The following is a 26,209-nucleotide window of genomic DNA, read 5'->3' as shown; positions in this document are numbered from 1 at the left end:
GGGTGCGCCGGTCAGGCGCGGCTGGAGATCTGCTGCACGCCCCAGGTGTTGCCGTCCGGGTCGGCGAAGAAGACGAAGCCGACATTGTCCAGCGGGTCGGGCACCGGTCGGGGGTTGACACCCACCACCTGGATCTCGCCGACCTGCACGCCCCGCTCGACCAACTCGGCGTGGGCCCGCTTGAGGTCGGGCACCACAAGTTGCAGTCCCCTGAGCGACCCCGGTGGCATCTGCGGGACGACGCCCTTGCCGATCACGATCGAGCAGCCGGAGCCGGGTGGGGTCAGCTGCACGATCCGCGCGTCGTCGCTGATCACGGTGTCGTGGTCGACGGTGAAGCCGAGCTGGTCGGCGTAGAACGATTTCGCCCGGTCCACGTCCGACACGGGCACGATCACGACTTCCAATGTCCAGTTCACGGGTGCCTCTCGTCGGGGGTCCAGTCAACCACTGCGGCAAGGGGGAAGGCCCCGGCGAACCGCCAGGGCCTTCCACAACGTGGGGCGCGTCAGCAGGCGTACGCCTCCAGGCGCTGCGCCCGCTCCGGCGCCCGCAGCTTCAGCAGCGTCACCTTCTCGATCTGCCGGATGCGCTCGCGGGACAGGCCGAACTCCCGGCCGACCTCGTCCAGCGTGCGCTGCCGGCCGTCGTCCAGCCCGAACCGGAGCCGGATGACCGCCTGCTCCCGCTGCGACAGCGTGGAGAGCACGATGCTCACCTCGTTGCGCAGCTCGCCCTGCGCGGCCCCCTCGCCCAGGTCGGTGCGCGGGTCCACCGCGGCCACGAAGTCGCCGAGGGCGCTCTCCCCGTCGTCGCCGACGGCCTGGTCCAGGCTGACCGGCTCCCGGTCGTACGAGATGAGTTCGATGACCTGGAACTCGGGGATCTCCAGAGCCCGGGCGACCTCGGCGACGGTAGGCTCGCGGCCCAGCGTCACCGCCAGCTCGCGACGGGCCCGGACCATCCGGTTGACCTGCTCGACCATGTGCACCGGGATACGGATGGTGCGGGCCTGGTCGGCCATGGCGCGGGTGATGGCCTGCCGGATCCACCAGGTGGCGTACGTGGAGAACTTGTAGCCCTTGGCGTAGTCGAACTTCTCGACCGCCCGGATGAGGCCGAGGTTGCCCTCCTGGATCAGGTCGAGGAAGGCCATCCCGCGTCCGGTGTAGCGCTTGGCGATGCTGACCACCAGCCGCAGATTCGCCTCCAGCAGGTGGTCCTTGGCGGCGCGACCCTCGACGACGATCAGCTCCAGGTCGGCCCGCAGCTCCTCGGAGACAGGAGTGCAGGTGGCGAGCTTCTCCTCGGCGAACAGTCCGGCCTCGACCCGCCGGGCCAGCTCGACCTCCTGCGCGGCCGTCAGCAGCTTCGTCCGGCCGATGCCGTTGAGGTACGCCCGGACCAGGTCGGTGGAGATGCCGCGCTCGTCGGTGGCGTCCAGGTCGGTGAGGGCGTCGGTCTCGGTGCTGCTGGCCGGGCGCGTCCGGTGTTCCGTCATCTGCAGGACCATCTCTGTCTCCCCGTATCCACGTCTGTGCCGTGTCTCCGGCCCAGTAGTGCCGGTGTGAGACACAGCTTGGCGGGCGAGACGTGAAACGGGAGTGAGCTGATCGCGGACCCGACAGCAATCCCGCAGGATCGTCACAAAAAAGTGTCACCAGAGCGCTTGCCCCACCCCACCCCACCCCACCCCACCCCGCCCCGCCCCGCCCCCACCCTGCCCCGCCCCGCGCCCCCGGCCCGCCCCGTGCCGGCCGGAATGCGTTGATCATGAAGTTATTGCCCCGACACGCCGGCCGGGCAGGCAATAACTTCATGATCAACGGGGTCTAGGTGGGGTGGGGGTGGGGGTGGGGTTTAGAGGTCTAGGAGGATTGTTTTGGGACCTATGTTGGTGCTGGTCACCAGCATGTGGGTGCGGAAGCGGCCGGTCTCGACCTTTGCGCCGCGGTCGCGCAGTGCTTCCACCACCGCCGTTACCAGAGGTTCGGCGACCTCGGCGGGGGCGGCTGCCGTCCAGCTTGGACGGCGTCCCTTGCGGGCGTCGCCGTAGAGGGTGAACTGGCTGACCACCAGGATCGGCGCCCCGACGTCGGCGGCGGACCGCTCGTCGTCCAGGATCCGCAGCTCGTGCACCTTGCGGGCCATCGTCCGAGCGGTCTCGGCCGTGTCCGTGTGCGTCACCCCGAGCAGCACCAGCAGGCCGTTCTCGATCGCGCCGACCACCTCGTCGTCCACCGTCACGCTGGCCTGCCCGACGGTCTGCACCACCGCCCGCATCAGCGCACCACCGCCCGCATCAGCGCACCACCGCCCGCATCAGCGCTCCACCGCCACGGCCGGCGTCAGCACCGCGCAAGTGGACGTGAGCACCGCGCGGACCGGCGGCATCACGCGGTCACCGGCTCGATGAAGCCGCGTTCCACCAGGTGCGCGACGATCGGGCCGGCAGCCTCGGCCATCTCGTCGGGCTCGACGTCGTGGGCCGCCGCGAGCAGGGCGAGCTGGTCGCGCAGTGGCAGGCGGCCGTCCGCGCCGCCGACCAGTGCCAGCACGAGCGGGTCGATCTCCTCGGTCCAGCGCAGGCCGTCCGGCATCGCCAGAGCCTGCCGGTCCACCGCCCAACCCTCGTCGCCCATGGTGGCCTCCTGGCGGAGCTGGAGGCCGGCGGCGGCCCGGTAGCGCTCCGCGAGCAACGCTTCGGTGTCGCGTACCCGCAGGAAGTCCTGGCGGTCGAACCAGGCACCGATCCGGTCGCCCAGCGGCGGCTGGACCTGCTGGCGCAGGTCTTCCACGCGGACCACCGGATCGGCGTTGCCGCCGCGGCGTAGCGACACGATCCCGAAGCCGACCGCCTCGATCTTGTGTTGGTCGAACCAGTCCAGCCAGACAGCCGCCCGCCGCGGGTCGGCGCCCTCACCGACGTCGGTGAGCCAGAGGTCGACGTACGCCATCGGGTCGGCCACCTCGCGTTGGATTACCCAGGCGTCCAGGCCGGTGCCGGCGAACCAGCCGGCCACCCGCTCGTCCCACTCCTCGCCGGCGACGTGCACCCAGTTCGCCAGGTACTGCATGGTGCCGCCCTCGGTGAGCAGGCCGGGGGCGGCGGCGGCCAGTTCGGCGGCGATGGCGTCACCCACGCGACCCGAGTCGCGGTAGACGTGCGTGGTGGTGCCCGGGCCCACCACGAACGGCGGGTTGCTCACCACCAGGTCGAACCGCCGGCCGGCCACCGGCGCGACCATGTCGCCGCGCAGCAGGTCCCAGTCCTGGCCGTTGAGGGCGGCGTTGGTGGCGGCGAAGCGTAGGGCCCGCTCGGAGAGGTCCGTGGCGGTCACCGTGTCGGCATGGGTGGCCAGGTGCAGGGCCTGGACGCCGGAGCCGGTGCCCAGGTCCAGTGCGGCACCGACCGGCCGGCGTACGGTCGCCCCGATCAGGGTGTGGGTGGCGCCGCCGATGCCGAGCACGTGCTCGGCGTGCAGGGGTCGGCCCGGTCGGGCGGAGGCCGGCACGTCGGCGAGTACCCACCAGTCGTCGCCGTACGGTTCCAGGTCGACTCCGGCGCGCAGACCGTCGCCGTGCCGCTCGACGAGCCCGCCGGCCAGTGCGTCCGCCACGCCCAGCGGGGCCAGCGCAGCGGCGACGTTCACCTCCGACTCGGTCTGGTCGCAGATGAACACCCGGATCAGCGTGGCGAGGGGATCGCGGTCCTCGGTGGCGCGTAGCGCGGCCCGATAGTCGTTGCGCCCGACCGAGGCGGTGGCCTGTGGGCCGAGCCGTTCGGCGATGCCGTTGCTGGTGAACCCGGCCCGGGTCAGCGCGGTCCGCAGCGCGTCGACGCCGGCGGGGGAGAGCAGCATGTCGTGTTCGTCCACCCCGACATCCTGCCCCGCGTCGCGTCCCCGGGTCGGCGGCACCCGCCGGTAGACGTCGGAGCGTCGGTGTCCGGCCGGGTCGGTGCGCGGGGCAGGATGGTGGCCATGACGCTCGTGCTCCCCATCGACCCCGAGGCCAACCGGCTGCTGGAGCGCAGCCCGCTGGCCCTGCTCATCGGCATGACCCTGGACCAACAGGTGCCGATGGAGAAGGCGTTCTCCTCGCCGTACGTGCTGGCGCAGCGGCTGGGCCACGACCTGGACGCGGCCGAGTTGGCCGGCTACGACACCGAGGCGCTGGTCGCGCTCTTCGCCCAGCCGCCGGCGCTGCACCGGTTCCCGAAGGCGATGGCGGCCCGGGTGCAGGAGGTCTGCCGGGCGCTGGTGGAGCGCTACGACGGCGACGCGGCGCTGCTGTGGTCGGACGTCACCGACGGGCCGGAGCTGCTGCGCCGGGTCGCCGCGCTGCCCGGCTTCGGCAAGCAGAAGGCCCAGATCTTCGTGGCGCTGCTGGGCAAGCGTTTCGGGGTGACCCCGCAGGACTGGCGGACGGCGGCCGGCGGGTACGGCGATCCCGGCGCGTACCGGTCGGTGGCCGACGTCACCGACGCCGACTCGCTGCGCCGGGTGCGGGATTACAAGCAGCAGATGAAGGCGGCGGCGAAGGCCGAGAAGGGCTGACGCTCAGGCGGCGGTGGGGTGCGCCAGGGAGGCCAGCGCGCGCCGGACGTCGGCCAGCGAGACGGTGGCCGAGTCGTCCAGGTCGGCGAGGCCGGCCTCGATCCACTGCCGCATGAGCGTGGTGACGCCGATGCCCCGGGCGTCGGCGGCGGCGCGGACCCGCTCGTAGGTCTCCAGCGGCAGCCGGACCGACCGGCTCACCATGGGCACGTCGGTGTCGGGTGTCGGCAGGTCCACCGCCGGGCTCTCGTCGATCAGCTCGGCGAGCCGGTCGTCGCCGCTGTGGAACTGCTTCGTCGCGTCGTTGCGGTGCATCGTCACGGCTCCCCTCATCGGCGATCCCTCCGCACGGCCTCGTCGTAGCGCTTGGACTCGACGTCGCTCAGCTCGCGGGCGGAGAGGATGTCCCAGTCGTTGTCGGTGCCATCGGCCTCGGCGAGCAGCACCGCCAGGCGGCGACCCCGGCGGGCGGCGGCGTAGACCACCATCACGTCGTCGCCCAGGTGGCGGATGACCCGTCGTGCGCTGTGCAACGCCTCCCAGACTTCCCCGGGCGTGACGTCGTAGACCCTCAGGTTGGCCAACGCCTCGTCGGTGAAGCTGAACCTGCTGCCCACGACGCGCAGCGTACCACGTGCGTAACACGTACCGGGATGAGTCGATTTTCGCTGATCACGGCTTCGTGGTGACAGGATGGGGCGTAATCCCCTCGAGGAGGTCCATGGTGAAGCGTCAGGCGTACCAGCCGATTCTGATCACCGATGCCTCGCGCAGCCAGAACGATCAGCTCACCAGCCGCCAGCGCCGCTACGTCCTCATGATGGGCATCCGGGTGGCCTGCATCGTCGTCGGAGCGATCCTGGTCGGCGTGCAGGCTCCACTGCTCGGGCTCTGGCTGCCGCTGTGCGCCCTCGGCATGGTGCTCATCCCGTGGCTGGCCGTGCTGCTGGCCAACGACCGGCCACCCAAGGAGGAGCACCGGCTGGCCAACCGGTTCCACCCTCGGCAGCGGGACGACACCCCGCCGATGAGCCTCACCGCCGACGAGCGCCCGCACAAGGTCATCGACGTCGAGCCCTGACCCGCGCCGTGCGGGTCAGGGCTCGATCGGTCAGGCCGGTGGTCGGGCGCCGACGTTGGAGACGGCCAGCGCCCCCAACTCGGTCGCGCGGTCCAGGGCCGCGGTCGGGGTGGCCCCGCCGAGCCAGGCGGTCAGCAGGCCGGCCGCGAACGCGTCACCAGCTCCGGTGACGTCCACCACCGCCACCCGCCGGGCCGCCGCCACGCTGACCGTTGCCGTGCGTCCCTCGACCCAGACCGCGCCGGCCGCGCCACGTTTGACCACCACCCGCCGGGCCGTCGCCGACAACACCCGCCCCTGCGCCGCCGGGTCCAGACCGCCGGCCAGCACCGTGGCCTCGTCCGCGTTGACCAGGAGCAGGTCGACATCGCGTACCCAACCCAGGAAGGTCCGCGCGCCCTCCCGCCGCAGCGGCGCCGCGGAGGCCGCGTCGACGCTGGTGGTGAGCCCGCGCTCGCGGGCGGCGGCCAACGCCCGCAACCCCGCGTCGCGCGACGAGGCGTCCAACAGGGTGTACGCGGACAGGTGCAGATGCCCCGCGTCGGGCGCGGCCGCGACGGCCTTCTCGACGTGCTCGGCGCTCAACCGCAGGTTCGCTCCCCGCGACGTGACCATGGTCCGCTCGCCGTCGGCGGCCAGCACGATCACCGTTCCGGTGGGCGCGCCCGGCACCCGCTCGACGGCGCAGTCCACGCCCGCCCGGGTCAGCTCGGCCACCCGGTCGCGCCCCGCGTCGTCGTCGCCGACCGCGCCGACGAGCGTGACGGCGACCCCCTGCGCGGCCACCCAGGCGGCGGTGTTGGCCGCCTGACCGCCGCCGCCCAGGGTGATCTCGGCAGCGGTGTCCGTGCCGGCCGCGAGTGGACCGGAGAGCACCGCGACCACGTCGGTGATCACGTCTCCGACGACGACCACACGGGTCGGACGGGTCATGCCGGGACGGCGGAGGCGCGGGCTACCGCGGCTACCGCGATGCGGGCGGCCAGGTCGGCGTTGCGCAGGATGATCCGGACGTTCACCGTGAGGCTCGCGCCCTCGGTGGCCGAGTGGAAGTGCGCCAGCAGGTACGGCGTCACCGCCTTGCCGGTCACCCCGTCCCGCTCCAGCAGCGCCAGGCCCTCGGCCAGGGTCCGGTCGTGCAGCTCGGGGTCGAGCTGCTCGTCGACCGGTAGCGGGTTGGCGACGAGCAGGCCGCCGGTGTGCACGGCGTGCTCGTCCCGGGCGGCGAGCACGGCCGCGACCTCTTCCGGCGAGTCCACCGACCAGTCCAGGTCGAAGCCGGCGTCGGTGAGATAGAAGCCGGGGAACCGACGGGTGCGGTAACCGAGCACGGCGACCCCGAGGGTCTCCAGACGCTCCAGCGTCGCGCCCACGTCGAGGATCGACTTGACCCCGGCGCAGACCACGGTGATCGGCGTCTGGGCCAGGGTGACCAGGTCCGCCGACTCGTCGAAGGTGTGCGCCGCCTCCCGGTGCACACCGCCGAGCCCGCCGGTCGCGAACACGCCGATCCCGGCCGCGGCGGCGACCGCGCTGGTCGCGGCCACGGTGGTCGCGCCGTCCGCGCCGGTCGCCGCCGCCACGGCCAGGTCGCGCACGGAGAGTTTCGTCACACCATCGACGGTGGCGAGTCGGGTCAGCTGCGCGGCGTCCAGACCGACCACCAGCTCGCCGCCGATCATGCCGATCGTCGCCGGCACCGCCCCGCCGTCCCGGACCGCCTGCTCGATCTCCCGCGCCACCCGCAGGTTCTGCGGGCGAGGCAGGCCGTGCGAGACGATGGTGCTCTCCAGGGCGACGACCGGTCGGCCGTCGCGCAGGGCTTCGGCGACCTCGGTGCCGTAGCTGATGCGAAAGTCAGTCACACGGGCACCGTACGGGGTCCGGCCCCGGCCGGCCTCAAGTGGACCCGGCCGTGATGACCTGCCAAACTTGTCCGTTGGAGGTGCAGACGTGAGCACAGAGGTTCTCGAGCGTCCGGAGCTGAAGGACGCCGACACCGGTCCGGAAATGTTCCACTACGTCCGCAAGGAGAAGATCGCCGAGAGTGCCGTCATGGGCACCTTCGTCGTCGCCCTCTGCGGCGAGACCTTCCCGGTCACCAAGGCGGCCAAGCCGGGCTCCCCGGTCTGCCCCAAGTGCAAGGAGATCTACGACTCGTACCGCGAGTGAACGCGGTTCGGCCCTCCGGCCGGCGACGTAGCCTGCGGCGGTGACCACCTCCACCGCCCTGCTCCTCGCCGACCTGACCGGGGTCGCGGTGTTCGCCGCCTCCGGGGCCTCGGCCGCGGTGGCCAAACGGCTCGACCTCTTCGGCGTCGCGTTCGTCGGCTTCGTGGCCGCGCTCGGCGGCGGCATCTTGCGCGACCTGGTCATCGACGAGGTGCCGCCGCTGGCCTTCGCCGACTGGCGGTACGCCACGACCGCCGCGGTCACCGCGCTCGCCGTCTTCTGGCTGCACCCCCAACTCGCCCGGCTGCGCACCACAGTGCTGGTGCTCGACGCGGCGGGTCTCGCGCTGTTCACCGTCACCGGCACGCTCAAGGCGCTCGACGCCCGGGTGCCGGCCGTCGGCGCCTGCCTGATCGGCATGCTGACCGCGATCGGGGGCGGTCTCGGCCGGGACCTGCTGACCGCGGAGATCCCGGTGGTGCTGCGCCGGGAGATCTACGCGGTGGCGGCGCTGGCCGGCTCGGTCCTGGTGGTGCTGCTGTACGTCACCGGCCAGACCGGCCCGGTGCCGCTCACCGCCGCCGCCGTCCTGGTCTTCGGGCTGCGCCTGATCGCGCTGCGGCGACGCTGGTCCGCGCCGGTGGCGACGCTGCGGCCGCCACACACCGGCGAACCGTGGTGAGACCCGCCGTGCCGAGGTGGCGGATGTGACAGGCGTGGCGTCGCCTGGGCCCACGGGCGCGCGCTGGTTATGCTGAGTCGGCCTTCGCGGCAGCTTCTGCGCGAGGGCGTTTTCATGGGCGGCGGTACTCGTGGCCCTCGCCCGGTGTCCGCCGTCGTGCGGTCGGAGAGGAGCTTTCGCGTGGCAGCCCGGACGCCGGTGCTCGAGACGTTCCCGGCACTGCGTGCGTGGCAGCGCAAAGCCCTGGTGGAGTACCTGCGCCGACGTACCGACGACTTCACCGCGGTCGCCACGCCGGGCGCCGGCAAGACCACCTTCGCCCTGCGCATCGCGGCCGAACTGCTCGCCGACGGGACCATCGAGGCGGTCACCGTTGTCGCGCCGACCGAGCACCTGAAGACCCAGTGGGCCGAGGCCGCGGCCCGGGTGGGCATCCAGCTCGACGCCGCGTTCCGCAACGCCGACGTGCACTCGGCCGCCGACTTCCACGGTGCGGTGATCACGTACGCCCAGGTGGGCATGGCGCCGCAGGTGCACCGTCGACGCACCATGACCCGTCGCACCCTGGTCATCCTCGACGAGATCCACCATGCCGGCGACTCCCGTACCTGGGGTGACGGGGTCAAGGCGGCCTTCGAGCCGGCCGTACGGCGGCTGATGCTCACCGGGACGCCGTTCCGCTCCGACGACAACCCGATCCCGTTCGTCAGCTACGAGCGGGGCGGTGACGGGCTGCTGCGCTCCCACGCCGACTCGGTGTACGGCTACGCCGACGCGCTCCGCGACGGGGTCGTCCGGCCGGTGCTCTTCCTGGCGTACTCGGGGGAGACCCGGTGGCGCACCAACGCGGGGGACGAGTTGGCGGCACGCCTCGGCGAGCCGATGACCCAGGATCTGGTGGCGCAGGCGTGGCGTACCGCCCTGGACCCGGCGGGGGACTGGATGCCGCAGGTGCTGCGCGCCGCCGACGCCCGTCTCACCGTGCTGCGCAACGCCGGGATGCCCGACGCCGGTGGTCTGATCATCGCCACCGACCAGCAGACCGCCCGCTCGTACGCCAAGCTGATCGAGCAGGTAACCGGTGAGAAGGCCGCCGTGGTCCTCTCCGACGACCAGGGCGCGTCCGCGCGGATTGCGACGTTCGGGGCGTCCGACCAGCGGTGGCTGGTCGCGGTGCGGATGGTGTCCGAGGGCGTCGACATCCCCCGACTGGCGGTGGGTGTCTACGCCACCAGCGCCAGCACGCCGCTCTACTTCGCCCAGGCGATCGGCCGGTTCGTGCGGGCCCGCCGCCCCGGCGAGACCGCCTCGGTCTTCCTGCCCAGCGTGCCCCACCTGCTCGGGCTGGCCAGCGAGATGGAGAACGAGCGGGACCACGTCCTGGGCAAACCCAAGGACTCCGACGGCCTCGACGACGACCTGCTGGAACGCGCGCAGCGCGACGAGCAGGCCAGCGGGGAGTTGGAGAAGCGCTTCGCCGCCCTCTCCGCCACCGCCGAACTGGATCAGGTGATCTTCGACGGCGCATCCTTCGGGACCGCCGCCCAGGCCGGCACCCCCGAGGAGGAGGAATACCTCGGACTGCCCGGTCTGCTCACCACCGACCAGGTTTCCCTACTGCTCACCAAGCGGCAGGCCGACCAACTCGCCGCCCAGCGGCGCCGTACCGCCGAGCGGGCCGCTCAGCCGGCCGCTGCGCCCTCGGCAGCGCCGCCGGTACCCATGAGCGCCGCCCAGCGCCGTGTGGCGCTCCGGCGCCAACTCAACGCTCTGGTGGCCGCCCGGCACCACCGCTCCGGCCAACCGCACGGCAAGATCCACGCCGAGCTGCGCCGGCTCTGTGGCGGACCGCCGAGCGCCCAGGCCACCATCGAGCAGCTCGAGGAACGCATCGCCACCATCCAGACCCTCTAGCTCCGCGCGCCCCAGGACCCCCGGGAGATCTTGGGGGCGGCGGGTTGGAGATCCGCACAACTTCGGGGATGTTGCTGCTTCCGGAGCACGGGGAGGCAGCGACATCCCCGAAGATGCGCGGATCTTGCCGGCCCCTCCGAGGGCAGGTGGGCGCGGCGCAGGCCGGGCAGGAAAAAGCCGACCGGAGGCACCCCGTGGGGTACCTCCGGTCGGCTATGTCGGTTTGCGGACTTAGTTCGCCATCAGATCGGCGCCACGCCAGCTGAACTCGGGGTCCGTCGCGAACCGAACGGTGATCTTCACGAGATCCTCCGCGTACTTGTTCGCGTGGTGCCCACAGAACACCAACTCGCTCCCACCCGAGAGAGTGATCCGGAGCTTGCCGGCAGCATTGCAGCGGTCGCACCGTTCATCGGCGGCTGGGGGAGCCACCGTCTCGGGCGGCGGCGTGAGGGTCGGGGTCATCGCCTTCCTCCTCTGGTCGTCACCGATGAACAATCTCTTCGGTCGTTGCTCACCTATCGTGCAACACCCGTGCTGGGCCTTGCCTTCCCTGTGTGCCCGCGGGGGACCGAGGTCACACCTGGCAGGGACAGTGTGCCGTGAACCCAGGGTGCCACGTCAACGATCACATTCGTGCATCCGGACGATCACCATCTGGCGTTGCACACCAGGTGGTCAAAACGACACGCTCGGTTGACGAAACAGGCTCAGTCCAGGTAATCCCGGAGAACCTGTGACCGCGACGGGTGCCGCAGCTTCGACATCGTCTTGGACTCGATCTGGCGGATCCGCTCCCGGGTCACCCCGTAGACCTGACCGATCTCGTCCAGCGTCCGCGGCTGACCGTCGGTCAGGCCGAAGCGCAGGCGTACGACGCCCGCCTCCCGCTCGGAGAGCGTCTGCAGCACCTGCTGGAGCTGGTCCTGCAGGAGCGAGAACGAGACGGCGTCGACGGCGACAACAGCCTCGGAGTCCTCGATGAAGTCACCGAGCTGGCTGTCACCCTCGTCACCGATGGTCTGGTCCAGCGAGATGGGCTCCCGAGCGTACTGCTGGATCTCCAGCACCTTCTCGGGTGTGATGTCCATCTCCTTGGCCAGCTCCTCGGGAGTGGGCTCGCGGCCCAGGTCCTGGAGCAGCTCACGCTGTATGCGGCCGAGCTTGTTGATGACCTCCACCATGTGCACCGGGATGCGGATGGTGCGGGCCTGGTCGGCCATGGCGCGGGTGATGGCCTGCCGGATCCACCAGGTGGCGTACGTGGAGAACTTGTAGCCCTTGGTGTAGTCGAACTTCTCGACCGCCCGGATGAGGCCGAGGTTGCCCTCCTGGATCAGGTCGAGGAAGGCCATGCCGCGCCCGGTGTACCGCTTGGCCAGGGACACGACGAGACGGAGGTTCGCCTCGAGCAGGTGGTTCTTGGCGCGCTCGCCGTCGCGGGAGATCCAGCCCAGGTCGCGGACCATCTCCCGGGCGAGCTTGTCCTCGCTCTCGTCGGCCGCGCGCAGCTGCTCGGCGGCGTAGAGCCCGGCCTCGATCCGCTTGGCCAGCTCCACCTCCTGCTCGGCGTTGAGCAGCGGGACCTTGCCGATCTGCTTCAGGTACGCCCGGACGGAGTCGGCGGAGGCCGTCAGCTCGGCGTCGCGCCGGGCCTGCTTGAGGGCCTCGGACTCCTCGTCGTCCCACTCGAAGTCGTTGTCGGTGGCCGACGCGGCGGCGTCCGTCTCGGCGGCCTGGGCCAGCTCGGCCGGCTCCTCCACCACCACGTCCTCGATGGTGGCGGCGAGTTCCTCCGGGTCGATCTCGCCGTCGGCGGCCTCGCCCTCACCCTTGGCCTTGCCGCCGGCCTTGACCGACTTGGCGCCGGCCGCCGCGGCGACCGTCGCCTTGGTCGCGCGGGTGGACTTCGTCGCCTTGGCCGGGGTGGCCGCGGCGGCGGCGACCTCGGCGGTGCTGCCGGCGGCCTTGCGGGCGGCCACCTTGCGGGGAGCCGGCGTCGACGGCGCGTCGTCGGAGGCGGGCGCCTGCTTCGGGGCGGGAGCGGCGGCCTTCTTGGTCGTCTTGGCGGTGGTGGCTCGGGACGCGGGGGTCGTCGAGCGAGCCGCGGCGACCCGGCGGCGGGTGCTCGCCGAGCCGTCCACCACCACGGTCACTCCCGCCTCGGAGAGCGCCCGCAGGATCTTCTTGGCCTGGGCCGGAGTCACCTCGGCGGTCTCGACGGTGCGCGCGAGCTGAGCCGACGTGAGCTGACCGCCAGCGCTCTGCGCGTGGGCGATCAGGGTGTCGGTGAGCGAGCGAACGTCGGCGCCGGGCTGGCGGGGTTCTGTCACGAATGACCTTCCGGAGGCGAAGAGCGGGCACGGCCGGGTCGTCCGGCATGGCGTGGGGCAGCCGGGCCGGGCGATGTGGTTGAGGAACCCCCGTGTCCCGGGCCGGCCGGTGTCTCGGCGGCCCGTGGCGCGTGGGCAGGGGTGAATTGTAACGCCGTCTGCGGCGATCATCCTGCGCCGCACGGCGTAACGGCGGCGGGACCGCCGATTCGACGTAGATGTGGACTTTGTAAGGATGATACTCGCGCATGGCCCGCAACGCCTCGGTCGTGCGGGAAGGGGACCCTGGAATGGACCGTTCGGCACCGCCTTCGCGGGAATTGTTGTCGATCGCGATCGAGGTGGCGCGGGACGCCGCGGCGACCGCGTACCGGATGCGGGTCGAGGGCGTCTCGGTGGCGGCGACCAAGAGCACGGTCACCGACGTGGTCACGGCCGCGGACCGGGCCGTCGAGCGGCAGGTCCTCGACGCGCTGCGCCGGCTCCGACCAGGGGACACCGTCCTGGGCGAGGAGTACGGCACCAGCGACACCGGTCCGGTGGCGCCGGGCGGCGTGCGATGGATCGTCGACCCGATCGACGGCACCGTGAACTACCTCTACGGGTTGCCGTACAGCGCGGTGTCGCTGGCCGCCGAGGTGGACGGGGTGGTGGTCGCCGGCGTGGTGCGCAACGTGCACACCGGTGAGGAGTGGACCGCCACGGCCGGTGGCGGGGCGTGGCGCGACGGCGTCCGGCTGCGCTGTTCCGGGGAGACCGACCTGGGGCAGGCGCTGGTCGGCACCGGCTTCGGCTATGACGCCGGCCGGCGAGCCCACCAGGCGTCGGTGGTGGCCGGGCTGATCGCGTCGGTACGCGACATCCGCCGCCTCGGGGCCGCCGCCCTGGACCTCTGCATGGTGGCGGAGGGGCGACTGGACGCGTACTTCGAGAAGGGGCTGTCGGCCTGGGACCAGGCCGCCGGCGGGCTGGTCGCCGCCGAGGCGGGCGCGCGGGTCGCCGGCCTGGCCGGTCGCCCGGCCGGTCCGGACCTGGTCATCGCGGCCCCACCGGCCCTCTTCGCCGGGCTGCACGACCGGCTGGCCGCCCTGGACGCCTCCGGCGGCCCCTGACCCCGCAGGGCAGGAGCCGCCGGTCAGGCCGTCACTTCTTGGCGGCGGGGGACGGGCAGGAGCCGGCCGGCGCGACCGGCGGGCCCAGGTCACCGAGGGACTGGTTGACCTCGGTGGTGGTGGCGAGCTGCTGGAAGCCGTTGCCCAGCACGACGTCCACGGTGTCGTCGGTCCGCTTCTCGTCGTAGACCGGCTCGGCGTTGTTGAGGAAGTACGCCTTCAGCAGGTGGGCGGAGCTGACGCCCTTCGGGCCGAACTTCAGCACGGCGACGTCGTCGATGCCCTTGGGTGCGTTGCCGACCTTCTTGACCTGGAACTTGCGGTTGCGGAAGTCGTCGGCGACAGCGCCCGCCCGGCCCGGCTCGTCGGTCGCGTTCAACACGTTGATCTTGACGTCCTTGGGTTCGTGCAGGGTGACGTCGGCCAGCGGCCAACCGTCCGGGCAGCCGCCCGCGGCGCCGGCCTCGCCCTGGGTGTCACGGACGATCGCGGTGATCACGAACGCCAGCGCCAGGACCCCCAGCAGGCCGACGACGACGAGTGCTCGCACTCGCGCAAAACTCATCTGGGCGCTCCCGGGACTTCAGGTGGGTGGTGGCGGCCGCCAACGATCGCACTGACCGCCGGCCGTCGAATACGCCGCTGAGGTTAACGGTTGTCCGGCCGTCGCGTGGAAACAGTCCGACATGCCGGCGCGCCGACCGGGAACCGGGTACTACTACCCCTATCTTCGTGTCGCCTGAATCACATTGGGAACAACTTCGCGTGCGGGGGCGTACATCTCAGCCGCAAGGGCGGTATACATGCCTCGCCCAAGGGGGGGTAAGGTTCCGCGCTCGCAGGGGAGTGGCCCCAGCGGTCCCGACCCGTACGGTCCCGCGGGTCGGGTGCCCGACACAAGTGGTTGCCGGCCAGCGGAACCGAAACAGCGTCGTCCGGCGTTACAACCGGAAGCGACAACATCGATATGGGAGAGTGACATCCGATGGCCACCGACTACGACGCCCCGCGTCGCGACGAGGTCGACCTCGGCGAGGACAGCCTGGAAGAGCTCAAGGCCCGACGCGTCGACTCACAGTCGGGCGCGGTGGACGTCGACGAGGCCGAGGTCGCCGAGAGCTTCGAGCTGCCCGGTGCCGACCTGGCCGACGAGGAGCTCACTGTCAAGGTGCTACCGATGCAGCAGGACGAGTTCCGGTGCGCCCGCTGCTTCCTGGTCCACCATCGCAGCCAGCTGGCGGTCGAGCGCAACGGCGAGCTGATCTGCCGAGAGTGCGTCTGACACTCGCGACACCGGCGGCGGCCTCCTGATCGGGGCCGCCGCTACCGGTGTAGGCGTGCGACGCCGGTGGGTACCTGCTTGACTCGTAGCGGGTAAACCACAGCACCGGGAGGTTCCACCCATGAGCGATCGAGGCGACACCACCGACGGCGGCGCGGACGACCTCGGCGCTACCGTCGCGGCGTTGACCGAGGACGACATCGCGCCGGCCCGGCGACGCCAACTGCTCACCCGGATGGTGTCCCAGGCCCGCAGCCGGGGCATCTCCGACCTGTTCAAGCCCCGTGCCGCCGTGCGCTGGATGGTCGACACGGTGGCCGAGATAGCTCCGCACGTGCCGGTGCGGGACCTGGCCACGCTGCGCCGACACTTTCCCGGCCTGGACGACGCCGCCCTGGCCGAGCGACTGATCCGCAACGCCTCCCGCACCACGGCCGGGATCGGCGCGGCCGGCGGGGGAGTCGCCGCCGTCGAGTGGGCGGTCACGCCCACCCTGCTCACCGCGCCCGTGCTGCTCGCCGCCGAGACCGTCGCCGTCGTGGCGGTGGAGCTGAAGCTGATCGGCGAGCTGCACGAGATCCACGGCGTGGCGCTGCCCGACACCGGTGGCCAGCGGGCGGCGGCCCTGGTGCATGCCTGGGCCACTCAGCGCGGCGTCAACCCGATGGTGCCCGGCGTGGGCGTCGGCGCGGTGCTCGGCACCGCCGCCCGCAAGGAGATGCGGGACATGCTGCTGCGCCGTCTCGGGCGCAACCTCACCACCCTCGGACCGTTCCTCACCGGCGCGGCGGTGGCCAGCTTCCTCAACCGTCGGGCCACCCGGCAGATGGCCGACCAGCTCCAGACGGACCTGCGCCGTCGCGGCATCGCCCGCCCGGCGCCACCGACAGCCCTGCCCGGCCCGCCGACGGGCACCTGAGGCGGACCTCCGGCGTCGGTCAGCCCGGCTCGCCGGCCGTACGGTCGGTGGGTCGGGCGGCGTCCCGCGCGGTCAGCACCGCCTCGGCCAGCTCGACCGGATGCCTGCTGCTCACCACCCAGAACGGCGTGGGGTCGGCCGGGTCGTCGAGCACGACCTGCACGGCGCCGCCGACCCAGGGTCGCTGCACCACGAAGGCGAGCGGGTCCGCGCCGACCCCGAGCACCTCGCGGCGGCCGGACGAGTCCAACGGGACCACGTCGGCCACGAAGCGCGCCGGCAGCCGGGCGTCGTCCACCCGCAGCTCGCCGTCGACGACCGCCACCCGGATCCGACCCAGCCACCACAGCCCGACGGCGGTGACCGGGAGCAGCACCACGAAGGGCAGCCAGGCGCGGGCGCCGGGGCCGCCCATCCAGATCTCGACGGCCAGCAGCGCGGCGGCGACCAGCCCGGTCAGCCACAGCCACCAGGGCAGGTCCAGCCGTTCGGCGTACGCCGGACGGGCCGGGACCGGCGGCCGATCGGCAGACGGGGAGGGCGACATGCTCACTCCTGCGAGGGTACGGCGCACGGCGGGCCGGCCAACCGGCAGGATGGCAGGGTCACCGGAGACAACCGGACCGAAGAGGGGACCCGTGACCGACGTCGTACCCGTGCCCGTACGGCTGCTCGACACCGAGCTGCCGCTGCCCACGTACGCCCATCCTGGCGATGCCGGGGCCGACCTGGTGGCCGCCGCGGACGTGGAGCTGCCACCCGGCGGCCGGGCCCTGGTGCCCACCGGCGTCGCCGTCGCCCTGCCGGACGGGTACGTGGGCCTGGTCCACCCCCGGTCCGGCCTGGCGGCCAGGCTCGGCGTGACGGTGCTCAACGCGCCCGGTACGGTCGACGCCGGCTATCGGGGTGAGATCATGGTCAACCTGATCAACCATGATCGGGAAACGCCCGCGAAGATCTCCCGCGGCGACCGGATCGCCCAGCTCGTGGTCCAGCGGGTGGCGCGGGCGCGGTTCGAGCCGGTGGCCGAACTGCCCGGGTCCGCGCGCGGGACCGGCGGGCACGGCTCGACCGGCGGGCACGCTCAGCTGGTGCCGTCGCCGGTCGGCCAGGAGTGGGCCGACCAGCGACCGGACGAGCCGGGCCGCGGGCAGACGGAAGAGATGGCAGGGTGATTGTGAACAGCGGAGGGTGGGCGCAGTGATCTTCTCCCGAAAGCGGGCCGATGCCGGACGGCACACCCGCGACGAGCGGGCCACCGATGTCCTCGGCGAGGGCGCGGCGGCGCCGGCGCTGGTGCGTGGGCCGTACGACATCTCCGAGGTCGACGACGAGGTGCAGCGCCTCGACCTGGGCAGCCTGCACATCCCGGCGGTCGCCGAGGTGGAGGTGCGGGTGCAGGCCGACCCGCAGGGCGTGGTCCAGCAGGTCGTGCTGGTGCACGGGGACAACGCGTTGCAGCTCGGCGTCTTCGCGGCCCCCCGCTCCGAGGGCATCTGGGACGAGGTGCGCGAGGAGATCCGGCAGTCGCTGGTGAACGACGGCGCCTCCGCCCAGGAGGTCGACGGCGAGTACGGCCCGGAGCTGCACGCCCAGGTGCGGACCCCGGACGGCCCGACCAACCTGCGGTTCGTCGGCGTCGACGGGCCGCGCTGGATGGTCCGTGGCGTCTTCCAGGGCCCGGTGGCCATCGATCCGGCCAGCTCGGTCCCGCTCACCGAGTGCCTGGAAGGCCTGGTGGTCGACCGTGGCCAGGAGGCGAAGCCGGTCCGTGAGCCGCTGCCGCTGCGCCTGCCCCGGGAGATCGCCGACCAGGCCGGGGACGCGTCCGCCGACTCCGAGACCCGCCAGGTCTGACCGACCGCGCACCGGAGCGCCGGAACCGGCCCTGTCGGCGTACGCTGGCGGGACGGTTCCGGCGTCGCCGGAGCTGGGCCGGTCCCGGCGCGAGCCGGCGAGCGTGGAGAGGGTGACGCGGAGGTCATGACGACCGACGAGAGCAAGGTGTCGCTGCGGCGCATCCTGCAACGGTTCACCGCCAGCGAGGCCGAGATCGACGCGCAGGAGCTGCGCCAGGAGAGCGCCGAGTGCGGCGGAGTCCTGGCCCAGCAGTGCTCCCGGGGCCAGCTGGTCTCGGTCGCCGGTCGGCTGCGCACCGTCGTCTACACGCCCCGCACCAACCTGCCCACGCTGGAGGCCGACCTCTACGACGGCAGCGATGTCGTCACCCTGGTCTGGCTGGGTCGGCGGCACATCTCCGGTATCGAGCCGGGGCGGCACCTGACCGCGCGTGGCCGGGTGGCGGTGCGCGACGACCGCAAGGTCATCTACAACCCGTACTACGAGCTGGACTCGCCGAAGTGACGGCGCCGCAGACGGAAGGCCGGCCATGACGACGGGACAGCACCGGGCGGCACAGCCGGAGACGGGCCCGGAGGACGACGAGGCGCTGCCGACGATCGCCGAGCAGATGGCCGACCAGCTCGGCGGTTGGCGCGGGTTGGTGGAGTCCAGCATCCCGGTGGTCGTCTTCGTACTCGCCAACATCATCGGTGACCTGCGGCCCGCCGTGATCGCCTCGGTGGCCGTCGCGCTGGTGATCGCCGGGTTGCGGCTGGCCCAGCGCCGGCCGGTCCGGCACGCGGTCAACGGGCTGTTCGGCGTCGGCATCGGCGCCGCCATCGCGTGGCGCACCGGTGACGAGCGGGACTTCTACCTGCCCGGCATCCTCTACGGCATCGGCTACGGCATCGCGCTGCTGATCTCGGCGGTCGTCCGGCAGCCCCTCGTCGGGTGGATCTGGTCGGTGCTGGTCGCCAAGGGTCGCTCCGAGTGGCGGGCCGACCCGAAGCTGGTACGCGTCTTCACCCGGCTGACCGTGCTCTGGGGCGTGGTGTGGCTCGCCAAGGTGGGCGTACAGGCCGGGCTCTACCTGGCCCACCAGGACACGGCGCTGGGCGTGGCCCGGCTGGCCCTGGGCTATCCGCCATACGCGCTGCTGCTGCTCATCACCGTCTGGACGGTGCGCCGGGTCACCCGGGAGCCGCAACCCACCCCGCTGCCCGGCGCCTGAGAGTCCGCGCCGGGCGCACCGGCCCTCTCAGCGCGAGCCGCGGGTCCGCTCGACGCTGTCCGGGCCGAGGATGACAGCCCGGACCTGGTCCTCCACCTCGGCGGTGCACACGAAGATCAACTCGTCGCCGGCCTCGATCGGGTCGTCCGGGCTGGGCACCAGGACACGCTTGCCGCGCAGGATCGCCACCAGGGCGGAGTCGCGGGGCAGCGGCACGGCGTGCAGTGGCTGACCGACGTACGGGGCGGTCGGCGGGAGGGTGATCTCGACGAGGTTGGCCTCGCCCTGCCGGAAGGTCATCAGCCGGACCAGGTCGCCGACGGTGACCGCCTCCTCGACCAGGGCGGCCATCACCCGGGGCTTGCTCACCGCGACGTCGACGCCCCACTGCTCGGTGAAGAGCCACTCGTTCTCCGCCCGGTTGACCCGGGCGACCACGCGGGGCACCGCGAACTCGGTCTTGGCCAGCAGCGACAGCACCAGGTTGGTCTTGTCGTCGCCGGTGGCCGCGACCACCACGTCGCAGCCGGCGACGTTGGCCTCCTCCAGGCTGGCGACCTCGCACGCGTCGGCCAGCACCCACTCGGCGGCGGGCACCCGGTCCGGTCGGAGCATCTTCGGTTGACGCTCGATCAGCATCACCTGGTGGCCGTTCTCGATCAGCTCCTGGGCGATCGAGCGACCCACGTTGCCGGCGCCCGCGATGGCGATCCGCATGGCTCAGTGCCCTCCTTCCGGCGGCGTCGCCGCCACCGCCGTGACCGTCGCCACGATGTCGTCGCTGACCAGCATGAACACCTGGTCACCCTCCTGCACGAGGGTGGACGCGGTGGGCAGCGTGCCGATGCCGAAGCGGATCAGATAGGCCACCCGCGCACCCGACGCCTCCTCCAGCACACGCACCGGACGGCCGATCCACTCCTTGTGCACGGGGACCTCGACGATCGACACGGTGCTGGTCGGGTCGCGGAAGATCTCCACGTTGCCCTCGGGCACGAGGTGCCGCAGCATGCGGTCGGCCGTCCACCGCACCGTCGCCACGGTGGGGATGCCGAGACGCTCGTAGACCTGCGCCCGGCGCTGGTCGTAGATCCGGGCGGCCACCCGGGACACGCCGAAGGTCTCCCGGGCCAGTCGCGCCGAGATGATGTTGGAGTTGTCGCCGCTGGAGACGGCCGCGAAGGCGTCCGCCCGCTCGATGCCGGCCTGGCGCAGCACCTCGCCGTCGAAGCCCGCCCCGGTCACCGTGATCCCGGCGAAGTCGGGGCCGAGCCGGCGGAAGGCGTCGGCGTCCTGGTCGATCACCGCCACCGAGTGCCCCCGGGACTCCAGGCTGTGGGCGAGGGTCGATCCGACCCGCCCACAACCCATGATCACGACGTGCACGCTGTCCCTCCCAAGGTGCGTACCATCCCGCTGCCGGTGGCTTCGAGTGCGAGCCTGCCACGTCCCGATCGCGAGCGGGGACCGACCGTACCCCGCCGCCGCGAGAGGCCGTGATCGCCCACCCCCGCGTTCTCACCGTGGTGGTCGTACTCTTGGCGTTCGTGGCCAGTCCCACCTCGCTGCTGAAGCGCCTGCTCCTCGGTCGACCGTTCCGGTCCGACCGCCTGCAGCACACCCTCCTGCCGAAGCGCATCGCGCTGCCCGTTTTCGCCTCCGACGCGCTGTCCAGCGTCGCGTACGCGCCTGACGAGATCCTGCTGACCCTGTCCATCGCCGGGGCGTCGGCGTTCCTGTTCTCCCCGTGGATCGCCTTCGCGGTCGTCGTGGTGATGCTCACGGTGGTCGCCAGCTACCGGCAGAACGTGCACGCCTACCCCTCCGGCGGCGGCGACTACGAGGTGGCCACGGTCAACCTCGGCCCGAAGTTCGGCGTCGGGGTGGCCAGCGCCCTGCTGGTCGACTACGTGCTCACGGTGGCCGTGTCGGTCTCCTCCGGCGTGGCCAACCTCGGCTCGGTGGTCCCGTTCGTGGCCACCCACAAGGTCATGATCGCGGTCGTCGCAGTGGTCCTGCTGACGGCGGTCAACCTGCGCGGGCTGCGCGAGTCGGGCACCGCGTTCGCCATCCCCACCTACGGCTTCGTGATCGTCATGGGCGGAATGCTGCTCACCGGTCTGTTCCGCGTCTTCGTCCTGGGTGACGACCTCCGTGCGCCCAGCGCCGACCTGGTCATCCAGGCCGAGCACAGCGTGACCGGCTTCGCGCTGGTCTTCCTGCTGCTGCGCACGTTCAGCTCAGGCGCCGCCGCGCTCACCGGCGTGGAGGCGATCTCCAACGGTGTACCCGCGTTCAAGGCGCCGAAGAGCCGCAACGCCGCCACCACGCTGCTGCTGCTGGGCGCGATCGCGGTGAGCCTGCTCGTCGGGATCATCTGGCTGGCCCGGCTGACGCACCTGCAGTTCGTCGAGGACCCGGCCCTGCAGATCGTCTCCGGCCCCGACGGGTACGTGCAGAAGACGGTCACCACCCAGCTCGGCGAGACGGTCTTCGGCGCCGGCTCGTTCCTGCTCTACGTGGTGGCCGGGATGACCGCGCTCATCCTCTTCCTGGCGGCGAACACCGCGTTCAACGGCTTCCCGGTGCTGGGCTCGATCCTCGCCCAGGACCGCTACCTGCCCCGCCAGTTCCACACCCGGGGCGACCGGCTGGCCTTCTCCAACGGCATCACCTTCCTCGCCCTCTTCGCGATCGTGTTGATCGTCGGGTTCCAGGCCGAGGTGACCCGGCTCATCCAGCTCTACATCGTCGGGGTGTTCGTCTCGTTCACCGTCTCCCAGGCTGGCATGATCCGGCACTGGAACCGGCGGCTGCGCACCGAGCGCGATCCGGAGGCCCGCAAGCGGATGCACCGCTCCCGGGCCATCAACACGTTCGGCATGGCGCTGACCGGCACGGTGCTGGTGATCGTCCTGATCACCAAGTTCCTGCTCGGCGCGTGGATCGCCATCGCCGCGATGGCGGTGATCTACGTGCTGATGCTGGCCATCCGCCGGCACTACGACCAGGTCGCCGCCGAGCTGACCCCGCCGGCCGAGAGCCGGGCCGTGCTGCCCGCGCGCAACCACGCGATCGTGCTGGTCAGCAAGCTGCACCAGCCGACGCTGCGGGCCGTCGCGTACGCCCGGGCAACCCGCCCGGACACGCTGACCGCGGTGACCGTCAACGTGGACGAGAAGGACACCCGCGACCTACAGGCCGACTGGGAGCGGCGGGAGATGGCGATCCCGCTCACGGTTGTCGACTCGCCGTACCGGGAGATCACCCGGCCGATCCTGGACTTCGTCGCCTCCACCCGCCGTACGTCGCCGCGCGACGTGGTCACCGTCTTCATCCCCGAGTACGTGGTGGGGCGCTGGTGGGAGAACCTGCTGCACAACCAGAGCGCGCTGCGCCTCAAGGGCCGGCTGCTCTTCGAGCCGGGGGTGATGGTGGTCAGCGTGCCGTGGCAGCTCGCCTCGACCGCGAGCAAGAACCTGGACCGGCTGGACGCCACGCTCTCCAACACACCGGCGCGCGGGCCCCGGGGCACCGTGCCGGCGGCGGCGGCCGCGCCAGCGCCCGGCGAGGCCGGCCCGGTGGACAGCGAGACGGGGGGGAACGGCCGTGACTGAGCGTGCGGCTGCTGCGGCTGCTGCGTCGACGGCCTCGGCATCGGCGTTGGCGTTGGCCGCCGAACGTGGCCTCGGCGAGGCGGAGCGGGTCGAGCTGACCGTCGACGCGGTGGCACCCGGCGGGCACTGCGTCGCCCGGGTGGACGGGCAGGTGGTGTTCGTCCGCCACGCGCTGCCCGGAGAACGGGTGATCGCCGAGGTCACCGAGGTGCACCGGGGGTTCGTCCGCGCCGACGCCGTGACCGTGCTGGACCCCTCGCCGGACCGGGTGGAGCCACCCTGTCCGTACGCGAAGCCGGGCGCCTGCGGTGGCTGCGACCTGCAACACGTCGCCCCGGACGCGCAGCTGGCCTGGAAGACCACCGTGGTGCGCGAGCAGCTGACCCGCCTCGGCGGCCTCACCGACGCCGAACTGGACCGGCTCGGCGTCCGGGTCGAGGCGCTGCCGGGTGGGCTGCTCGGCTGGCGTACGCGGGTCCGCTACGCGGTCGACGCCGCCGACCGTGCCGGCCTGCTCAAGCACCGTTCGCACGAGGTCGTGCCGATCGACAGGTGCCGGATCGCGCACCCGGCCATCCAGCAGCTTGCGGTGCTCAGCCCGAGCGGCGCGCGCTGGCCGGCGGCCGAGGCGGTGGAGACCGTCGCCAGCAGCGGCGCGGACGTGAGCGTCGCCGAGGTCCGCGACGGGGTCGCCACCCCGGTGAGCGGGCCGACCGAGGTGCGTGAGGTGGCCGTCGGGCGGGACTGGGCGCTGCCCGCGTCCGCCTTCTGGCAGGTGCACCCGGCCGCGGCCGACACACTGAACACGGCCGTGTTGGAGCTGCTCGACCCCCGACCGGGCGAGGTCGCCTGGGACCTCTACGGCGGTGCCGGACTGTTCGCCGCCGGGCTGGCCACCCGCGTCGGCGCAACCGGTCGGGTGACGCTGGTGGAGTCCTCCGCGCAGGGCGTCGCCGCCGCCCGGGAGAACCTGGTCGACCTGCCCCGCGTCGAGGTGTTGTCGGCCCGGGTGGAGATCGCGCTGGCCCGTCGACGGATCACCGGCCCGGTCGACGTGGTGGTGCTCGATCCACCGCGCTCCGGCGCCGGCGCCCCGGTGGTGCGCGCGCTGGCCGCCGCCGGCCCGCGGGCGGTCGCGTACGTGGCGTGTGACCCGGCGGCGTTCGCCCGGGACGTGCGCACCTTCGCCGAGCTGGGCTGGCGCCTGGCTGCGCTGCGCGGTTTCGACCTGTTCCCGATGACGCAGCACGTCGAGTGCGTCGGACTGCTGCTTCCGCCGGCCGCCGCGTAGCGACCGGCGGCGGATTCGCCCCTGACCAGGCGCTCAGCCGGCCGGCTCGACGCGAGCGGCTCGGGCCAGGCTGCGGAGTACCGGGCGGCCGATAGACTCTCCGGTCATGAGCGTTGAAGAGGACACGGCCAACCACGGTCGGCTGCTGGGGACGGTACGCGGTCCACAGGACGTCAAGCGGATGTCGGGCGAGGAGCTGGAAGTGCTCGCCGCCGAGATCCGGGACTTCCTGATCGCCAAGGTCTCCCGCACCGGCGGGCACGTCGGGCCCAACCTCGGTGTGGTCGAGCTGACGCTGGCCATGCACCGCGTCTTCGACTCCCCCCGGGACCGGCTCCTGTTCGACACCGGCCACCAGGCGTACGTGCACAAGATCCTCACCGGGCGTCAGGCCGGCTTCGACAAGCTCCGGCAGCGCGGCGGCCTCTCCGGCTACCCCAGCCAGGCCGAGAGCGAGCACGACCTCATCGAGAACTCGCACGCCTCCACCGCCCTCTCCTACGCCGACGGCCTCGCCAAGGCGTACGCCCTGCGTGGTGAGCAGCGCAGCGTCGTGGCCGTGGTCGGCGACGGCGCGCTCACCGGCGGCATGTGCTGGGAGGCGCTGAACAACATCGCCACCGCCGGCAACTCGCTGGTGATCGTGGTCAACGACAACGGCCGCTCCTACTCGCCGACCATCGGCGGCCTGGCCGACCACCTCTCCTCGCTGCGGCTCAACCCGGGCTACGAGAAGGTCCTCGACACCGTCAAGGACGCCCTCGGCTCCACCCCGCTCGTCGGCAAGCCGATGTACGAGGTGCTGCACGCGGTCAAGAAGGGCATCAAGGACGCCGTCGCCCCGCAGGCCATGTTCGAGGACCTGGGCATCAAGTACGTCGGCCCGGTCGACGGGCACGACGTGGCGGCCGTCGAGTCGGCCCTGCGCGCGGCGAAGAACTTCGGCGGCCCGGTGATCGTGCACGCCGTCACCCGCAAGGGGTACGGCTACCGCCCGGCCGAGGAGGACGAGGCGGACTGCCTGCACGGCCCGAGCAGCGCCTTCGACGTGGAGACCGGCACGCTGCTGGCCGCCCCGTCGGTGAAGTGGACCCACGTCTTCTCGGACGAACTGCTGGCCGTTGCCGACGAACGCCCCGACGTGGTGGGCATCACCGCCGCCATGGCCGAGCCGACCGGCATCGCCAAGTTGGCCCGCAAGTACCCCGAGCGGGTGTACGACGTGGGCATCGCCGAGCAGCACGCCGCCACCTCGGCGGCCGGCCTGGCACTCGGTGGCCTGCACCCGGTCGTCGCCGTCTACGCGACCTTCCTCAACCGCGCCTTCGACCAGGTCCTGCTGGACGTGGCGATGCACAAGCTGCCGGTGACCTTCGTGCTGGACCGGGCGGGCATCACCGGCCCCGACGGCCCCAGCCACTACGGCATCTGGGACATGTCGGTCTTCGGGGTGGTGCCCGGCCTGCGGATCGCGGCACCCCGTGACGCCGCCACGCTCCGGGAGGAGCTGCGGGAGGCGGTGGCCACCGACGACGGCCCGACCGTCCTGCGCTTCCCGACCGGCTCGGTCGCCACCGACCTGCCCGCGCTGCGCCGGGTCGGCACCGTCGACGTACTGGCCGAGTCGGCACGTACCGACGTGCTGCTCGTCGCCGTCGGTGCCTTCGGCCAGATGGGCATGGAGGTCGCCGCCCGGGTCGCCGAGCACGGCTACGGCGTCACCGTCGTCGACCCCCGCTGGGTGCGCCCCGTGCCGGCCGAGCTGGTCGACATGGCCGCCCGCCACCGGCTCGTGGTCAGCATCGAGGACGGGGTCCGCGTCGGGGGTGTCGGTGACGCTCTCGGCCAGGCGATGCGCGACGCCGACGTCCGCGTGCCACTCAAGGACCTGGGCGTACCGCCCGACTGGCACCCGCACGGCACCCGCGCGCAGATCCTCGCCGACCTCGGCCTCACCGCGCAGGACGTGGCCCGCGACGTCACCGGCTGGATCTCCCGCCTGGACGCCACCCCGGACCACCTGACCCCCGCCAGCAAGACGGCAGCCCAGAACTAGCCCCCCGGAACGTCACGACGGCGGGCAGCCCCCCGAGGGCAGCCCGCCGTCCAGCGCCGACCCGGCCCCCCACACCGCGCCCCTCCCCGCCACCCGCCGCGCCCCACACCGCCGCCCG

At 72.3% G+C, this 26,209-nt stretch carries 29 protein-coding genes; 15 read left to right on the top strand and 14 right to left on the bottom strand.

The features are described 5' to 3' along the window. Positions 1–11 precede the first annotated feature (11 nt). From ABZV06_RS23125 to ABZV06_RS23110, 4 genes are all read right to left on the bottom strand, one after another. On the bottom strand, positions 12–419 hold the full coding sequence (locus tag ABZV06_RS23125) for a VOC family protein (protein ID WP_355234607.1): 408 nt from the start codon (positions 417–419) through the stop codon (positions 12–14). Positions 420–508: 89 nt separating this feature from the next. Beyond that, entirely contained in the window at positions 509–1,501 is a 993-nt protein-coding gene (sigB, locus tag ABZV06_RS23120) for an RNA polymerase sigma factor SigB (RefSeq protein WP_355234823.1), read from the bottom strand. A 359-nt stretch (positions 1,502–1,860) separates the two neighbouring features. Next, positions 1,861–2,283: a D-aminoacyl-tRNA deacylase gene (dtd, locus tag ABZV06_RS23115; protein ID WP_355234604.1), complete on the bottom strand. Its 423-nt coding sequence runs from the start codon at positions 2,281–2,283 to the stop codon at positions 1,861–1,863. 110 nt (positions 2,284–2,393) lie between these two features. Beyond that, entirely contained in the window at positions 2,394–3,878 is a 1,485-nt protein-coding gene (locus ABZV06_RS23110; protein ID WP_355624076.1) for a methyltransferase, read from the bottom strand. 96 nt (positions 3,879–3,974) lie between these two features. Between ABZV06_RS23110 and ABZV06_RS23105 the strand changes: the two genes are divergently transcribed. Continuing rightward, a complete protein-coding gene (locus tag ABZV06_RS23105; RefSeq protein ID WP_355624147.1) occupies positions 3,975–4,559 on the top strand; it encodes an HhH-GPD-type base excision DNA repair protein in 585 nt (194 codons plus the stop codon). 3 nt (positions 4,560–4,562) lie between these two features. Here the strand turns inward: ABZV06_RS23105 and ABZV06_RS23100 are convergent, their stop codons facing one another. Together ABZV06_RS23100 and ABZV06_RS23095 are read right to left on the bottom strand one after the other, a co-directional pair. Then, positions 4,563–4,892 carry a hypothetical protein gene (locus ABZV06_RS23100; protein WP_355053271.1) on the bottom strand — a complete coding sequence of 110 codons (330 nt, stop codon included), beginning with the start codon at positions 4,890–4,892 and terminating at the stop codon, positions 4,563–4,565. Continuing rightward, positions 4,889–5,176 (bottom strand): hypothetical protein, encoded by a 288-nt coding sequence (locus ABZV06_RS23095; RefSeq protein WP_124771959.1) that lies wholly within the window; start codon positions 5,174–5,176, stop codon positions 4,889–4,891. Before ABZV06_RS23095 ends, ABZV06_RS23100 begins: the two co-directional genes overlap by 4 nt. Positions 5,177–5,280: 104 nt before the next feature. Between ABZV06_RS23095 and ABZV06_RS23090 the strand changes: the two genes are divergently transcribed. Then, positions 5,281–5,640 carry a DUF3099 domain-containing protein gene (locus ABZV06_RS23090; protein ID WP_355234597.1) on the top strand — a complete coding sequence of 120 codons (360 nt, stop codon included), beginning with the start codon at positions 5,281–5,283 and terminating at the stop codon, positions 5,638–5,640. 30 nt (positions 5,641–5,670) lie between these two features. Here the strand turns inward: ABZV06_RS23090 and ABZV06_RS23085 are convergent, their stop codons facing one another. Beyond that, positions 5,671–6,573: a PfkB family carbohydrate kinase gene (locus tag ABZV06_RS23085; protein WP_355234594.1), complete on the bottom strand. Its 903-nt coding sequence runs from the start codon at positions 6,571–6,573 to the stop codon at positions 5,671–5,673. After that, positions 6,570–7,505 (bottom strand): pseudouridine-5'-phosphate glycosidase, encoded by a 936-nt coding sequence (locus tag ABZV06_RS23080; RefSeq protein ID WP_355624073.1) that lies wholly within the window; start codon positions 7,503–7,505, stop codon positions 6,570–6,572. Before ABZV06_RS23080 ends, ABZV06_RS23085 begins: the two co-directional genes overlap by 4 nt. Positions 7,506–7,593: 88 nt before the next feature. Between ABZV06_RS23080 and ABZV06_RS23075 the strand changes: the two genes are divergently transcribed. From ABZV06_RS23075 to ABZV06_RS23065, 3 genes are all read left to right on the top strand, one after another. Beyond that, positions 7,594–7,812: a DUF3039 domain-containing protein gene (locus ABZV06_RS23075; RefSeq protein ID WP_007456912.1), complete on the top strand. Its 219-nt coding sequence runs from the start codon at positions 7,594–7,596 to the stop codon at positions 7,810–7,812. A gap of 40 nt (positions 7,813–7,852) precedes the next feature. Beyond that, a complete protein-coding gene (locus tag ABZV06_RS23070) occupies positions 7,853–8,494 on the top strand; it encodes a trimeric intracellular cation channel family protein (RefSeq protein WP_355624070.1) in 642 nt (213 codons plus the stop codon). 180 nt (positions 8,495–8,674) lie between these two features. Continuing rightward, the gene (locus ABZV06_RS23065) at positions 8,675–10,408 is read left to right on the top strand and encodes a DEAD/DEAH box helicase (RefSeq protein ID WP_355624067.1); all 1,734 of its coding nucleotides are present in this window, start codon (positions 8,675–8,677) and stop codon (positions 10,406–10,408) included. A 231-nt stretch (positions 10,409–10,639) separates the two neighbouring features. On the opposite strand, the gene ABZV06_RS23060 is transcribed toward ABZV06_RS23065, so the two are convergent. Together ABZV06_RS23060 and ABZV06_RS23055 are read right to left on the bottom strand one after the other, a co-directional pair. Beyond that, entirely contained in the window at positions 10,640–10,873 is a 234-nt protein-coding gene (locus ABZV06_RS23060) for a hypothetical protein (protein WP_355234582.1), read from the bottom strand. Positions 10,874–11,118: 245 nt separating this feature from the next. Further along, positions 11,119–12,741, bottom strand: a complete 1,623-nt coding sequence (locus ABZV06_RS23055; protein ID WP_355234579.1) for an RNA polymerase sigma factor — start codon at positions 12,739–12,741, stop codon at positions 11,119–11,121. Between the two features lie 290 nt (positions 12,742–13,031). On the opposite strand from ABZV06_RS23055, the gene ABZV06_RS23050 reads away from it, so the two are divergent. Continuing rightward, positions 13,032–13,853: an inositol monophosphatase family protein gene (locus ABZV06_RS23050; protein ID WP_355624064.1), complete on the top strand. Its 822-nt coding sequence runs from the start codon at positions 13,032–13,034 to the stop codon at positions 13,851–13,853. Positions 13,854–13,884: 31 nt separating this feature from the next. On the opposite strand, the gene ABZV06_RS23045 is transcribed toward ABZV06_RS23050, so the two are convergent. Then, positions 13,885–14,403 (bottom strand): LytR C-terminal domain-containing protein, encoded by a 519-nt coding sequence (locus tag ABZV06_RS23045; RefSeq protein WP_355234815.1) that lies wholly within the window; start codon positions 14,401–14,403, stop codon positions 13,885–13,887. A 435-nt stretch (positions 14,404–14,838) separates the two neighbouring features. Between ABZV06_RS23045 and ABZV06_RS23040 the strand changes: the two genes are divergently transcribed. Both ABZV06_RS23040 and ABZV06_RS23035 read left to right on the top strand, forming a co-directional pair. Next, positions 14,839–15,135: a DUF4193 domain-containing protein gene (locus ABZV06_RS23040; protein ID WP_007075406.1), complete on the top strand. Its 297-nt coding sequence runs from the start codon at positions 14,839–14,841 to the stop codon at positions 15,133–15,135. 121 nt (positions 15,136–15,256) lie between these two features. Continuing rightward, the gene (locus tag ABZV06_RS23035; protein ID WP_355234576.1) at positions 15,257–16,054 is read left to right on the top strand and encodes a hypothetical protein; all 798 of its coding nucleotides are present in this window, start codon (positions 15,257–15,259) and stop codon (positions 16,052–16,054) included. A gap of 19 nt (positions 16,055–16,073) precedes the next feature. On the opposite strand, the gene ABZV06_RS23030 is transcribed toward ABZV06_RS23035, so the two are convergent. Continuing rightward, entirely contained in the window at positions 16,074–16,601 is a 528-nt protein-coding gene (locus tag ABZV06_RS23030; RefSeq protein WP_355234573.1) for a DUF3093 domain-containing protein, read from the bottom strand. Between the two features lie 91 nt (positions 16,602–16,692). Between ABZV06_RS23030 and dut the strand changes: the two genes are divergently transcribed. From dut to ABZV06_RS23010, 4 genes are all read left to right on the top strand, one after another. Beyond that, entirely contained in the window at positions 16,693–17,229 is a 537-nt protein-coding gene (gene dut / locus ABZV06_RS23025; RefSeq protein ID WP_355234570.1) for a dUTP diphosphatase, read from the top strand. A 25-nt stretch (positions 17,230–17,254) separates the two neighbouring features. Further along, complete coding sequence (locus ABZV06_RS23020) at positions 17,255–17,911, top strand: DUF3710 domain-containing protein (RefSeq protein ID WP_355234567.1); 657 nt, start codon at positions 17,255–17,257, stop codon at positions 17,909–17,911. 126 nt (positions 17,912–18,037) lie between these two features. Then, positions 18,038–18,418 carry an OB-fold nucleic acid binding domain-containing protein gene (locus ABZV06_RS23015; RefSeq protein ID WP_355234564.1) on the top strand — a complete coding sequence of 127 codons (381 nt, stop codon included), beginning with the start codon at positions 18,038–18,040 and terminating at the stop codon, positions 18,416–18,418. 25 nt (positions 18,419–18,443) lie between these two features. After that, entirely contained in the window at positions 18,444–19,127 is a 684-nt protein-coding gene (locus tag ABZV06_RS23010) for a DUF3159 domain-containing protein (RefSeq protein WP_355234561.1), read from the top strand. A 27-nt stretch (positions 19,128–19,154) separates the two neighbouring features. Here ABZV06_RS23010 and ABZV06_RS23005 read toward each other — a convergent pair whose 3' ends face one another. After that, positions 19,155–19,844 (bottom strand): TrkA family potassium uptake protein, encoded by a 690-nt coding sequence (locus ABZV06_RS23005; protein WP_355234558.1) that lies wholly within the window; start codon positions 19,842–19,844, stop codon positions 19,155–19,157. Between the two features lie 3 nt (positions 19,845–19,847). After that, the gene (locus ABZV06_RS23000) at positions 19,848–20,513 is read right to left on the bottom strand and encodes a TrkA family potassium uptake protein (protein WP_355234555.1); all 666 of its coding nucleotides are present in this window, start codon (positions 20,511–20,513) and stop codon (positions 19,848–19,850) included. Between the two features lie 161 nt (positions 20,514–20,674). On the opposite strand from ABZV06_RS23000, the gene ABZV06_RS22995 reads away from it, so the two are divergent. The 3 genes from ABZV06_RS22995 (at position 20,675) to dxs (ending at position 26,091) form a co-directional block, all read left to right on the top strand. Then, positions 20,675–22,744: an APC family permease gene (locus tag ABZV06_RS22995; protein WP_355624144.1), complete on the top strand. Its 2,070-nt coding sequence runs from the start codon at positions 20,675–20,677 to the stop codon at positions 22,742–22,744. Between the two features lie 52 nt (positions 22,745–22,796). Beyond that, a complete protein-coding gene (locus tag ABZV06_RS22990; protein ID WP_355624141.1) occupies positions 22,797–24,035 on the top strand; it encodes a class I SAM-dependent RNA methyltransferase in 1,239 nt (412 codons plus the stop codon). A 106-nt stretch (positions 24,036–24,141) separates the two neighbouring features. Further along, positions 24,142–26,091 carry a 1-deoxy-D-xylulose-5-phosphate synthase gene (gene dxs, locus ABZV06_RS22985; protein ID WP_355624061.1) on the top strand — a complete coding sequence of 650 codons (1,950 nt, stop codon included), beginning with the start codon at positions 24,142–24,144 and terminating at the stop codon, positions 26,089–26,091. Positions 26,092–26,209: the final 118 nt, after the last annotated feature.

This window comes from Micromonospora sp. NPDC005172 (assembly GCF_040608555.1).
Taxonomy (GTDB): Bacteria; Actinomycetota; Actinomycetes; order Mycobacteriales; family Micromonosporaceae; genus Micromonospora.
This window is presented reverse-complemented; position numbering and strand designations above follow the sequence as displayed.